Origin of the sequence: Candidatus Enterococcus courvalinii, assembly GCF_017315945.1 — a bacterium.
GTDB classification, from domain to species: Bacteria; Bacillota; Bacilli; order Lactobacillales; family Enterococcaceae; genus Enterococcus_B; species Enterococcus_B courvalinii.
The window spans coordinates 59,040-72,188 of sequence record NZ_JAFLWI010000016.1 but is presented as its reverse complement, the minus strand read 5'-3'; the positions used below and the strand labels follow the sequence as shown (position 1 = coordinate 72,188).

General features: G+C 37.6%; 12 protein-coding genes. 9 read left to right on the top strand and 3 right to left on the bottom strand.

The annotated features are described in order from the left end of the window. Nucleotides 1-62: 62 nt before the first annotated feature. The 7 genes from JZO71_RS10030 to JZO71_RS10000 all read left to right on the top strand — a co-directional run bounded on the left by JZO71_RS10030 (nt 63) and on the right by JZO71_RS10000 (nt 5,889). On the top strand, nt 63-719 hold the full coding sequence (locus tag JZO71_RS10030) for a glucose-6-phosphate 1-dehydrogenase family protein (protein ID WP_206899359.1): 657 nt from the start codon (nt 63-65) through the stop codon (nt 717-719). Between the two features lie 115 nt (nt 720-834). Continuing rightward, nucleotides 835-1,065 carry a DUF1858 domain-containing protein gene (locus JZO71_RS10025; protein WP_206899358.1) on the top strand — a complete coding sequence of 77 codons (231 nt, stop codon included), beginning with the start codon at nt 835-837 and terminating at the stop codon, nt 1,063-1,065. Next, a complete protein-coding gene (locus tag JZO71_RS10020; RefSeq protein WP_206899357.1) occupies nt 1,065-2,390 on the top strand; it encodes a DUF438 domain-containing protein in 1,326 nt (441 codons plus the stop codon). The genes JZO71_RS10025 and JZO71_RS10020 overlap by 1 nt, the downstream gene beginning before the upstream one ends. A 129-nt stretch (nt 2,391-2,519) precedes the next feature. After that, the gene (locus tag JZO71_RS10015; RefSeq protein WP_206899356.1) at nt 2,520-4,427 is read left to right on the top strand and encodes a heavy metal translocating P-type ATPase; all 1,908 of its coding nucleotides are present in this window, start codon (nt 2,520-2,522) and stop codon (nt 4,425-4,427) included. Nucleotides 4,428-4,454: 27 nt separating this feature from the next. Beyond that, nucleotides 4,455-4,685, top strand: coding sequence for a cation transporter (locus JZO71_RS10010; protein ID WP_206899355.1), 231 nt, complete (start codon nt 4,455-4,457; stop codon nt 4,683-4,685). Nucleotide 4,686: 1 nt separating this feature from the next. Next, the gene (locus tag JZO71_RS10005; protein WP_206899354.1) at nt 4,687-5,217 is read left to right on the top strand and encodes a ferritin-like domain-containing protein; all 531 of its coding nucleotides are present in this window, start codon (nt 4,687-4,689) and stop codon (nt 5,215-5,217) included. 12 nt (nt 5,218-5,229) lie between these two features. After that, a complete protein-coding gene (locus JZO71_RS10000) occupies nt 5,230-5,889 on the top strand; it encodes a helix-turn-helix domain-containing protein (RefSeq protein ID WP_206899353.1) in 660 nt (219 codons plus the stop codon). Nucleotides 5,890-6,189: 300 nt separating this feature from the next. Here the strand turns inward: JZO71_RS10000 and JZO71_RS09995 are convergent, their stop codons facing one another. Together JZO71_RS09995 and JZO71_RS09990 are read right to left on the bottom strand one after the other, a co-directional pair. Continuing rightward, a complete protein-coding gene (locus JZO71_RS09995; protein ID WP_206899352.1) occupies nt 6,190-7,800 on the bottom strand; it encodes an ABC transporter permease in 1,611 nt (536 codons plus the stop codon). A gap of 21 nt (nt 7,801-7,821) precedes the next feature. Beyond that, entirely contained in the window at nt 7,822-8,703 is an 882-nt protein-coding gene (locus tag JZO71_RS09990) for an ABC transporter ATP-binding protein (protein ID WP_206899351.1), read from the bottom strand. Nucleotides 8,704-8,923: 220 nt separating this feature from the next. Between JZO71_RS09990 and JZO71_RS09985 the strand changes: the two genes are divergently transcribed. Beyond that, nucleotides 8,924-9,520, top strand: a complete 597-nt coding sequence (locus JZO71_RS09985) for a TetR/AcrR family transcriptional regulator (protein ID WP_206899350.1) — start codon at nt 8,924-8,926, stop codon at nt 9,518-9,520. 253 nt (nt 9,521-9,773) lie between these two features. Then, nucleotides 9,774-11,768 carry an N-acetylglucosamine-specific PTS transporter subunit IIBC gene (nagE, locus tag JZO71_RS09980; RefSeq protein WP_206899349.1) on the top strand — a complete coding sequence of 665 codons (1,995 nt, stop codon included), beginning with the start codon at nt 9,774-9,776 and terminating at the stop codon, nt 11,766-11,768. 49 nt (nt 11,769-11,817) lie between these two features. Here the strand turns inward: nagE and JZO71_RS09975 are convergent, their stop codons facing one another. Next, nucleotides 11,818-13,113 (bottom strand): polysaccharide deacetylase family protein, encoded by a 1,296-nt coding sequence (locus tag JZO71_RS09975; RefSeq protein WP_206899348.1) that lies wholly within the window; start codon nt 13,111-13,113, stop codon nt 11,818-11,820. Nucleotides 13,114-13,149 lie beyond the last annotated feature (36 nt).

Sequence of the window (13,149 nt, the reverse complement as noted above, 5' to 3'; positions counted from 1 at the left end):
AAAAATTGCAACTTTGACTCGCACTGTTTACAATGAAGCTGGTGATAGAAAGAGGTGCGCACATGGAATTGAATCAAACTGATTTTCAATTATTTGATCGAGAAATATATACCTTCAAGCAGTTAAAAGAACAGGCTTCAGCACAAGAAATCGAAGAAATCAAAGCGGATTATAAAAAACAGTGGCAAAAATGGAAAATGTTACAGTTGGAAGTTGCAAAAGAATTGCCGGTAGCATATGGAATGCAAAAACCAAAAGTTGAGAGTTGGACGAATGGTTGGAATTTGCGAAGTCATTTTTGGAGTGCTTACCGCAGCGAAGATCGCCAGCAAGAAAATGCGTGCATGGCTGTGTTATTAAATAAAAAACAATTTCAAGTTTATTTGATGTTTCAACATTACAAAAGTGACGAGCGAAGTGGGGGAGTAGAAGAATACAATGAGTTGCTAGCTACATTATCAGAATGGAGCAAGCAAGTTGCGATAGAAAGATATTACATTTGGCCTCAAGTAGAACATGAGTTGGTGGATCACTTACCTTTGGCTACCTATTTAGCGGATCCGAAAGGTCAAGAAGCATTGAGGGAAGCGATGGAGGATCGTTCGTTTCAAATTGGCCGTTTGTTTTTTAAAACAGATTGTCCAGTAGAAGATCTTGTAGCGGAAACAACCAAAGCGTTAAACGAGTTAGCTCCTCTGTATTTTGCATTAAAAAAATAAACTTGTTCCTACCTTTTCTAGCAAAGCTTGTGAAAAAATGTGTTAATTTTGAATGAAAATAGTAGCAAAGAGGCGTATAATAAGCGAGCATTCATGATTAAAAAGGAGGATGTCAATGAAAGAATTGGATTTATCAAAGTCTTTGTTTGAACTAGTTTCCCTTTACCCTGAAGTAAAGGAATTGATGTATAGATTAGGTTTTGAAGCAATTGCAAAACCAGGAATGTTACAAACAGCGGGTCGTTATATGACGATTCCTAGAGGGGCAAAAATGAAAAAAATTCCTTTAGAAAAAGTGATTGATTTTTTTGAAGCAAATGGCTTTGTTGTGAAAGGAGTAGAGTGATGGAACGAACAAGACAGCAACGACAAGAACGCATTGTGGAAATTTTAACGTTGTTACATGAAGGTGGTTCGTTTGAAGCGGCGAAAGAGTTATTCAATCAAGAGTTTGACGGAGTGGATGTGACAGAAATCACAGCAGCCGAAAAAGCATTGATTCAGAGTGGCTTAAATCCTCAAGAAATTCAACGATTATGTAATATCCATGCGGCAGTATTTAAAGGATCAATCAATGAGATCCACCGGTCCAACTTGGAACATGAACAACCGGGTCATCCAATTCACACGCTGAAGTTAGAAAATCAAGTGCTGCAATCTTTGTTAACAGATGAAGTTGACGACTTATTGTTAAAAATCAAAGCAGGTGATTGGACACAAAAAGAACGATTACTTAAAGCGCTCAAGGATCTAAGACAAATCGATAAGCATTATGCACGTAAAGAAACATTGATTTTTTCTTACATGGAAAAATATGGAATCTCAGCACCACCAAAAGTGATGTGGGGCGTGGATGACGATATTCGTGACATGGTGAAGGCATTGATTCAACTAGTAGAAGATGAACGAGCTGCGTATAACCCAATTGCTACCAAGTGGGAAGAAACAAAAAATGAAATCGAAGAAATGATTTTTAAAGAAGAAGAGATCATGACGCCGATGACACTGGATGTATTTAGTTTATCTGATTGGGAAAAAATCGCAGCAGATAGCTTTGATATCGGTTTTGCCTTTATTCCAGAACCACTTCCTTGGAAACCAAGCCAAGAAGCATTGGAAAAAGAAAGTGAGCGCGAACCTGCTCGTCAACTAGCAATCCAACAAGCAAAAGAAACCACAGACGAAATTGCAGAAAGTTTGTTGAATGAGCCGGATAGCGTACCCGTATTTGTAGAAAAACAAAACAAGGCAGAGGTTGAAGAAGTCGCTGAGACGATTGTCCTACCAACAGGAACATTGAAACTAGAACAAATGATTGCAATGTTTCAAGTTTTACCAGTTGATTTGACGTTTGTGGATAGTGAAGATCGCGTACGCTTTTTCTCTGAAGGAAAAGAACGGGTTTTCCCGCGAACGACATCCGTGATTGGACGAGAAGTGGTGAATTGTCATCCACCAAAAAGTATGCATATCGTGCAGCAAATCTTAGATGATTTTCGTTCAGGTGCCCGTTCGGAAGCTGAATTTTGGATTGACATGCGCGGGAAAAAAATCTATATTCGCTACTTTGCGTTAAAAAATGAAGCAAATGACTATCTTGGTTGTTTAGAAGTTACTCAAGATGTGACAGAAATTCAATCACTTGAAGGGCAAAAAAGATTATTAGACTAAACGCCAATGATAGAGGGTTGTAATGAGTGTGAATGCTCATTGCAACCTTTTTTGCTTTCTTGATAGCTATCAATGTTTTCCGTCTTTTTTTTGATTATTCTGTTATTGGAAAGTAAAGGAGGAGTTAGGATGAATAGTCAAAAAATGATTTTAAGTCATAAAAAACAATTGATGATAGTGAGTGGTAGTTTCATTATTTTAGCGCTTGCCGCTAAGTTTTTTTCGTATCAAGAAGGGTATCGTTTAAGTATGGCGATTTCGGCTGTCTTTGGGATTTTGCCAATTGGTCTTCAAGCATATCAAGCAGTGAAAGTGAAAGTTATCAGTATTGATTTGCTAGTGACGATTGCGATTTTTGGTGCGTTTGCGATTGGTGAGTATAATGAGGCTGCGATTGTTGCTTTCTTATTTTTATTTGGTCATTTTCTGGAACAAAAAACATTGGAAAGAACGCGCTCTGCTATTCAAAGTCTTGTTCAATTAGCCCCAACGACAGCTTGGAAATTCTTTGGAGATACGGTGGAAAAGATCCTAATTGATGAGGTCGAGGAAGATGATTTGTTATTAGTTAAAACTGGCGCCCAAATTCCTGTAGATGGCGTAGTCATAGAAGGCGAAGGTTCAATTGACGAATCGAGCGTTACCGGTGAAGCGAAACGAGTAGCGAAAAAAGCCGAGGATCAAGTATTTGCTGGAACGATTGTAGAAAATGGGACATTGAAAGTACAGGCAACACGAGTCGGTGAAGAGACAACATTTGGGAAAATTATTGAATTAGTTGAAGAAGCGCAAGACGCTAAATCGACAACTGAACGCTTTATTGATCGATTTGCGACATACTACACACCATTTGTGTTAATTCTTGCACTTTTAATTGGGCTGTTTTCTAAGGATATTCGTTTGGCAATCACAATTTTAGTTTTAGGATGTCCAGGAGCGTTAATCATTGGTGTTCCAGTCTCCAATGTTGCTGGGATTGGCAACGGTGCAAAAAACGGTGTGCTGGTCAAAGGTAGCGAAGTAATGCAAGTATTTAGTCGAGTAGATACTATGGTTTTTGATAAAACAGGAACGTTAACTAATGGAAAACCAAGTGTTTCAAGTATCAAGTCTTATGGTCAAACACCGGCGAATATTCTACCACTCGTTGCTAGAATCGAACAAGAGTCGGATCATCCTTTGGGACAGGCAATTGTAAAGTATGTGGAAAAACAGGTAGAAAATATGGAGCAATACCAAGTAACAGACACCACTGTAATCAAAGGAAAAGGAATTATTGCAACAGTAGCAGGAGAAAAGCTATTTATAGGTAATCACCAACTGTTAAGCGATCAAGGCATCTCTCTGACAGAAGTTGAATCAGACGAGCAACGACTACAAGAAGAAGGGAATTCTTTAGTATTTGTAGCAACAGAAAACGAGGTCGGCTTATTGATTGGAATCAAGGATCAACTGCGTGAGGGAGTCAAAGAAACTTTACAGAGTTTGCAAGAAAAAGGAATCAAACGGCTAGTGATGTTATCTGGCGATAATCAACTGACTGCTGAAAGCGTGGGGAAAGAAATCGGTCTTTCAGAGATACATGGAGATTTATTACCAGAAGACAAAGCAACCTACATCAAAAAATTACAAGAAGAGGGTCAAGTCGTTGCCTTTGTTGGTGATGGAATCAATGACAGTCCTTCTTTAGCGATTGCAAATATTGGAATTGCTATGGGGAATGGGACAGATGTTGCGGTAGAAACTTCCGATATCGTTTTGATGCAATCTGATTTTAAAAAATTGCTTTATGCCTATGAGTTAACCAAAAAATCAGTTTTGAATATGAAAGAAAACATCGGGATTGCGTTAGGCACAGTTTTGTTTTTACTAATCGGACTGATTTTCGGCTATGTCTATATGGCAAGCGGTATGTTATTTCATGAGTTAAGTATTTTACTAGTTGTTTTCAATGGCATGCGTTTATTATCTTATCATCAAAAAAAGAAAAAACTTGATAGAAATCAATTATTTAAAGAAACAGAGGAATTAAACTAAAGATGTAGTGAAAGGGAGGAATTTATCGTGAAAAAAGTAATTATCCAATTAGGGACATTAACTTGTCCGTCTTGTATGCAAAAAATCGAACAAGGACTTAGCCAACAAACTGGTGTTGAAAAAGTAACAGTTTTGTTTAATGCCAGCAAAGTAAAAGTTGAAATAAATGAAAAGGATATTCAACCAGAAGATTTAAGCAAAAAGATCGAAGCATTAGGTTATGATGTCGAAGGAATGAAAGTAAAGGGGTTAGCATAAGATGAACCCAACCCAAAAATACGAACAAGAAAAAATCCAAAGTGAACAAGATCATCATACGCCTACCGCTGCAGCGATGATTAGTCACATTTTGTCTAACTTAGTTATTCATCGTACAAAGCTTAAACAAGCAAGAGCATACCTTAAAGGTAACCAACGTGGTTATTTAGAAACCAAGTTACCAACAATCATCGTCAAAGAAGATGAGTTGTTTGACGAATTAAGTCAATTGGTATTAGATGAAGGGGAACTCATTCCAACAACGACTGCTGAATTTGTCGATTATGCAATGATTAAGGAAAGTGGTCAGCTGAAATATGAATCTGCTGAAAAAATGTTGACTGAGATGGTCACTGATTTTGCTACTCAAAAGTTATTTGTTACTCGTGGAATTGTTTTAGCGGAAAAAGAAGGTAAATATGGATTAGCAGAATGGCTCAAAGGATTATATGCTTGGCTTAATCACCAATTGTATACATGGCAAAGTTATTTAGGAAAAGATATTCAAGAAGGATTAATGGAGGAAGAATAAGGAGGGTGTTACGTGGATCATCAACATTTGTGTGTCTCAGTCGTACCATTGTTTAATCATCTGGCAGAAGCAGAACAACAAAAAATCCATGAATTAGTGAGCCATCGAGAGTTTAAGAAAGGGGAACAAATCTTTTCGCCAGCTGACGATGCTCAATTAGTGATTGTCGCTCATGGAAAGTTGAAAGTGTACCAGCTTTCTTCTGGTGGTAAGGAACAGCTATTACGTGTTGCTTTGCCAGGAAGTTATGAGGGAGAAAGTCAATTGTTTGGTGTTCCCAATGATTCCTTATTTGCTGAAGCATTGGAGCCCACAGAAATTTGTTTGTTAAGACAACGAGATTTTTCAAATCTGTTACTTCATTATCCAGAATTAAGCTTGAAATTGTTAGAAATTAATGCAGAAAAAATGGCGAAGATTGAGCAACAAACACAATTTTTGATGATGGAAAAAGTGGAAGAACGTTTAGCCACATACTTGCTTGACCTGTTTCAAGTAGAAGAAAATCTGCAATTGACACTACCAATGAAAATGAAAGAATTGGCTGCCTTTTTGGGAACTACACCTGAAACGTTATCTAGAAAATTCAAGTTGTTGGAGAAACAACAACTCATTCAACGAAAGGGAAGAATCGTTGAACTGATTGATGTAGAGGAATTAGAAGATCTATAAAATGTTTGCTGAAAGAAGAGGTTGTGGCGCAAAGCGATCAGCTCCGAAGAGATAGCGAGTAGGCACTCAAAATAGCTTTTTATATTTTGAAGTGGATGCAGCTATAGCGAGGAGTTACTTTGGGAACACCGTGAGAAGAGGTTGTGGCGCAAAGCAATCAGCTCCGAAGAGATGTGAGTAGGCACTCAAAATAGCTTTTTATATTTTGAAGTAGATGTAAGTTAGAATGAAGAGGTACTTCTTGAACATCATTTAATCATAAAAGGAGGTATGACAAGATTTTTGTCATACCTCCTTTTTTTAATCGATAATTAAATCTCGTTGACGATAACCAAGAGAACCCAAGAAAATCATGCCTATACTAATGAACATTATCGTGCTAAACGTTGGAAAGTCAAATGCTTCTGTTGGCAACTTTGGAAACCAACTTTGGATAGCTGTTTTGGCAAACCAATCAGGCAAATTTAAGATGCCACCGAAGTAATTCAACATGAATGAATAACCTAAATAGACGTAACTAATTTTACCAAGCTTAGGTGCCCAACCTAAGAATAATCCAGCTAACCCAATGAAAAATAAAATTGTTGGGAAAAGATTGAAGCCTGCTGCTAAAAAAACAGATAATGTCATAGATGTTTTAGCAGTCATGACAGACAATGCTGTCACACCGAGGGCGCCTGCGCTCAATAAAGTGGCTACTCCGCCAGCAAGTATAGCTAAACTAATTGTAGTCCAATAAAACGTATGACGAGAAGTCTTAGTTGAAAACAATTGATCCAGATGGCCACGAGCTTCTTCTGAGAATAATTTATTTGTTATCGCAATAGGTAAAATAGCCGAAAGACAAATCAGCACCATGATAATTGTACTAGTAAACGACTCTTCTATAGAAGAACCTGATTGCATAAACATTTGTTTCATTAACTCATTACTTTCTAAAAAGTCTTGCATATCTCCGTAAATCGAACCATAAGCGGCCCCCATGATAACGAAGGCTACGAACCAACTGATGATTACTCCTCGATTTAGCCGTAAAAATAACCCTGGTATAGACAATAGCGACTGTTTTGCTGTTGCATTTCCTTCGCTTTCTGGAAAATAGCCAGAATTCAAATCACGATGCTCTTCTAATAAACTGGCACAAACGCAGACTACAATACTAAATAGGAACAGATAAAGAAGTGGTATCCAGTTATTTTTAGTAAAAGGAAACGTTAAATAAGTCCAGCTCAAGGGATTCAGCATGGACAAATCGCTGTTGCTGACATCGGTCCATGCTCTTAATAAGTACATTACTCCTATTAGTGAAAGTGATGCGCCAGTTGCACTTGAAGAAACCGGCATTACCTGAGCAAAAAATAAAGCAATTACGCCACCTAAAAAACCAGCAGCTCCAACTGAAAAACCAAATAATAAAGATCCCTCTACTGTTATAGAAGAAGCTTGAAAAGCAATCATCATTCCGCTGGTGAATCCCGCTAGTAACAAGTTGATTAACAGCGTTTCAGTTAAAACAGCAAATGAATTGGCTTGGCGGCCAACTCTGAAGGAGCGAATCAATTCTGCTAAGCCAAGATCTTCTTCTTTTCTTGTATGACTGACTACATGTAAGATAGATAGCACAGCTGCAAATAACCCGCAGAAAAGTAACATTTCGTTCGCATACATCGCACCTAGTGTGTAATCAGCTGCTGAATGGACAGGTGAAGGTCCGACCATTGAAATCATCGCTGGATTTTGCATCGTTTCGTACATTCCAGTTAAGCCATTTCCTTTTGCGATTTCTTCAAAGGCTGGAACATATGCGCCAGAAAATAAGCCCAATCCAATGACCCAAAAACCTATTTTTTTCCAGTCACGCTTGAGATATTGTAAAAAAAGAACAGACCAACGTGAAAATCGCTTATTCATAATAAAAAACCTCCCAGTGACTTAATTTTCATAATGACGCATAAATAAGTCTTCGAGTGTTGGTGGAACAGACTCAAACTTTTTCACTCCTAGTTTTGTAGCGGCGAGTAAAATTTCATTGAGTTGTTCGGTATCCGCAGAAAAATGTGCTTGATTTTCTTTTTGTACAAAGTCGTAAACGCCAGACAAATTTGCGAGTGTTGTGACATCACCTTGTGTTTCAATAGTGATTGTCGAGCGAGTCAAGTGTCTTAATTCGGCTAATGACCCCTCTTCGACAACCTTTCCTTTCCGGATAATAACAATCTTATCTGCCAAGCGCTCCACTTCACTGAGAATATGTGAAGAAAGCAAAATAGCTTTCCCAGCCTGTTTGATTTTTTCGACTTCTTCTTGAAATACTGCTTCCATTAACGGATCAAGACCTGAAGTTGGTTCGTCAAATAGGTATAAATCAGAATCTACTGATAATGCCGCAATCAATCCAACTTTTTGCCGATTCCCTTTTGAATAGTTTTTGGCTTTTTTCTTAGGATCTAATTCAAAACGTTTAATCAACTCATCACGTTTTTCTCTGTTGCCATTTCCGTGTAGTTTCATAAATAGATCAATAATTTCGCCACCAGTCAAATTCCCCCACAAAGCAACGTCTCCCGGAACATATGAAAGACGTTCATGGATGGCAAGACTTTCTTTGAACACATCTTTACCGAAAATTTCAGCTTGTCCACCATCTTTTCGGATGATTCCTAACAATGTTTTGATAGTGGTCGATTTTCCTGCCCCATTTGGACCAATAAAACCAACAACTTCACCAGCGTCCACAGAAAAAGACACATCTTTTAGTGCTTCAAATTTTCCAAACTTTTTTTGTAGATGCTGTACCTTAACAACTTCGGGCATTCCCAAATCACTCCTTCCGTCTTCGACTACAGGCCAATGTTTGGTTCGCTGCAGTGAATCTTGTCACTGATGATATTCCTTTTGTTTTTTACTGTCAATGAAAATCATTGTATAAATAAAACTGAAATGCTATTGTTGGTTTAATTTTTTGGGTGTATAATACCTTTACTTGTAGAAATGAACTATTTAAGGTAGAGAAGTTTAAAAAGAGGTTGATAGAATGAATGGTTTTGAAAAAAGAACCGAAGAAAAAAAGAAACAAATTGTTGAAGCAACCTTCGAGATAATCAACTCTGAAAATGGTTTGGTTGCTTTAACGATTGATGAAGTAATCGCTAGGGCATCTGTTAGTAAGGCGACAGTTTTTAAGTACTTTGGGAACAAAGAAGCGTTGATTTACCAAGTATTCTTTGAATTTATGGATGAGTTAAAAGATTCGGCAAAAAAAATTATGGAACAAAATCTTTCGTTTGAAGAAACGTTAATCAAGATGAGTGAAAATAAAATCAATTATTTAAAACAAGTAAATCAACAATTTTATCTTGATTTGATGGCTTATTATACGAAAAAAAGTAACCAACGATTTTCAGAAATGATGGATGAATATACGAAAGAGAGTTTAGACATGATGTTGGATCTTTTTCATCGTGGCAGAAAAGAAGGAAAAGTGGACCTAAAATACTCAGATGAATTTTTGTTGCTGTATTTTCAAGCGATGATCGAAGGGATTTCTAAGCCCGCTATTTACAGTAAATTATTACCTTACACAGCGGAATGGACGGAGTTGTTATTAAAAGGAATCTCTCCTAGTAATTAAAATTGGTATAGATTGGTTTTACGTATGTTTATTTCTGCAATAGAATAAAAGTTTACTATTAAGTATGGAGATTGGTGGATAAGAAGTGATTTTTCTTGTTCGATAAAATTTTCATGCTTTTTTTTATTTGAAATGGTATACTTTCTTTTGTTGGTTTTTTGTTTTTTTCATGAAAATTTTCCATAAACAGAAATCAATAATAATTTAGACTAGATCAGGTAAATAAATGGTCTTGTTTTTTTGGAGGAAGAGAATGAAAGCATACATGCAAAGGATGGGTCGCTCATTAATGCTGCCTGTTGCAGTTTTACCAGCGGCATCACTTTTAGTAGGGGTTGCGAATTGGATCGTAGGAATGGGTATTAGTAACGCAGGAACAACTTTTTTGATGAATGCTGGGTTAGCTATCTTAAATCACTTAGCGTTACTATTTGCTGTTGGTTTAGCGTTGGGAATGTCTAAAGATAAGGATGGATCAGCCGCGTTAGCTGGTTTAGTCGCTTATTTAGTTCCACAAACTGTTTTAGCACCACTTTCTGTTCAAGGGTTATTTGGCTTAACCAATCTTGCTGACGTCAATCCGGCGTTCAATAGCATGGATAATAATGTTTTTGTGGGAATCGTGGCTGGCTTAGTAGCTGCTGAAATGTACAATCGTTTTAGTCAAGTCAAGTTACCCATGGCCTTATCATTTTTTAGTGGGAAGCGGTTGGTTCCAATCATGTCAGCATTAGGAATGCTTCTAATTTCGGCTATTTTATTATTCATTTGGCCTAGTGTTTATGACGTGTTAGTTGCATTTGGGAAAGGAATTTCTGGATTAGGATTTATTGGCGCTGGCGTGTATGGTTTGTTTAATCGTTTATTGATTCCAACTGGCTTACACCATGCATTGAATTCAGTTTTTTGGTTTGACGTAGCTGGAATTAATGACATTGGAAACTTCTTAGCTGGACAACAAGCGTTGGATACTGGAAAAGCAATTATTGGACAAACTGGGATGTATCAAGCAGGATTTTTCCCTGTGATGATGTTTGGTTTACCTGCTGGAGCGTTTGCTATTTATCAAAGCGCTCGTCCTGAAAAGAAAAAGCAGACTGCTTCATTAATGCTTGCAGCAGGCTTTGCTTCATTTTTTACTGGTGTAACAGAACCATTAGAATTTTCATTTATGTTTGTTGCTTGGCCGTTGTATGTTTTACATGCTATTTTTACGGGAATCTCATTGGCAGTTAGTGCCTTTTTCCATTGGACAGCAGGTTTCGCGTTTAGTGCAGGATTTGTTGATTACTTCTTGTCATTGAAAAATCCAGTAGCAAATCAACCTTTGATGTTGCTTGTACAGGGAGCTGTGTTTGCAGTTATTTATTATTTTGGTTTTCGATTTGCTATTCAAAAGTTCAACTTGATGACTCCGGGAAGGGAAGCTGGAACTGGCGAGGAAACGCCAGAAGTTGCTACGAGGGAAGAGAAGTTTTCACACTTAGCAACTGAGATTTATCTAGCGCTTGGCGGCATCGAAAACGTCCAAGTAATCGATAATTGTACAACCCGTTTGCGTTTACAAGTAAAAGACACTAATCAAGTGAATCAAGAAAAAATCAAAGCAACTGGTGTGCCAGGAGTTAACGTAATTGATGATACAAATATTCAAGTTATTGTTGGGACTGAAGTACAATTTGTTGCTGATGAAATGAGCAAACTACATGGACAACCACGGAGTTTCAAGTTGGCAAACGAATCAAGCCAACCCGCTGAGGTGAAAGCGCCAATTGACAAGGAAATTACAAAAACAACTGAAGTCTATGCTGTAGCAAATGGAAAATTGATTCCAATTAGTGAAGTTGCAGATGCAGTTTTTTCGGAAAAAATGATGGGAGATGGCTTTGCGGTTATCCCAACCTCAGGAGAAATTTTCGCACCGGTTTCTGGAACGATCGCAAGTATTTTTCCAACGAAACATGCTGTGGGAATCAAGACAGATAGTGGTATTGAAGTGTTGCTTCATATGGGGATCAACACGGTTGACTTAAAAGGAGAACCATTTACGATTTATGTCGAAGAAGGACAACGCATTGCGCGTGGACAACTAATCGCAGAAGTGGATCTGACCATGTTAGCAATGAATGAGAAAAAAACTGATATGATTGTTGTTTTCACCAATAAAGAGGCAATCAAAACAATAGCAATAGATACTGTAACTTCTGTTCATGGAAATGAAATTATCGGAAAAGTGGAAGCAAAATAAAAAGAGAAGCTGGGATTAACCCCAGCTTCTCTTTTGACTCATTTTGTATTTAGCTTAATCCACGAGCTTGTTTATCCACCACAGAAGGCACGTTGATGAACTGCTCTAAGACATTATTTTGACCCGAAAGTTCAGATTCAAAGCGAATACCATCAATATTGATTCGCGCTTGACGGTAATAGTTTGCTCCCAATTGTCCCCAAGAAGGAGTAGAGGCATCCACATTACAGAAAATTGAAAAACCTTGTGATTTTAAGTAATCAAATTTTTGATTTTCAGCTGTGTAGTCGTGCCAATCACTGATGTCTGCACCAAAAGGATAAATGAGCATCGTTGTTTTTCCTAAGATTGGAGCGACTTCTGTTTGCCAAAGCTCATTGTCGCGTTTTACATCTTCCAGAGAAGCGTTTGTCATATTCAGATGTCCCCACGTATGAGAAGCGAAGGTCCAGCCATCCTTTTTCAATTGTTCAGCAACTTTTGTCGCTTTTTTGATTTCTGTGTTTGTTTTCTCATTGTCCCCGTATTCAGATTTGGAAGTTCGATAACCAAGCACGCCATTGTAGCCAGTTAATGCCAGTGTTCCCTTAGCTCCTTGATAAGAAAAATCAGGATGATCTTCGACAAATTTATCAATCAAAGGAACCATATCAAAATCACCAATCTGTTCTTTTTTGTTAGTAACATACACATTTTTCACTTTGTTCTTATCAATGATCAACTTGTCAGGAAAACCTGAATCTTTCATATATTCATAGTAACTAACATCATCTTCTGAAAGGACGAGTGGTTTTTTATCTTTAGGTAAAGAAACACCTACAAAGGAAACATTTCCTTGATCATCAATCGTAACTAAGTCTGGTAAGTTGACTAAAACATAATTGTTTTTATAAAGCTGTTCAATTGTTTTATTGAATTCAGGAATTGTGACCATGTATTCTTTGTAGCCTTGTGCTTGTTGTGACTGGAATGCCTTAGCTGGGTCAACAATCAAGCTATGGAAAAATAAATGAGAGATTTTTGTTGGGTCCTCCCATTTGACTAATTGTTCTTTTTCTTTTTTGATGGTTTGAAGGAGCTCCTTCGCTTCAGCGGAATGAGCGTCAGCTAATTGCTTGATCGCTTCGTCATAGTGATAACTTTTGACTAATTGTTGTGCTTCACTCAGTTGTTTATCATCGGAATTGACAGTTGTTGGTTGGCTTTCGGTTGTTTGTTCAGCCGTCGTTGAAGAAGCTGACTTTTCACTAGAAGTGGCATGAATAATCAAAAATAGGCTGAAGATTGAAATTAGCACGGTTATACCGGCAGTGACTCCAAGAATTTTTCTTTGTTTTGGTTCCATTAACTTATACCCCTACCTTTACACTTTTACTCAAAT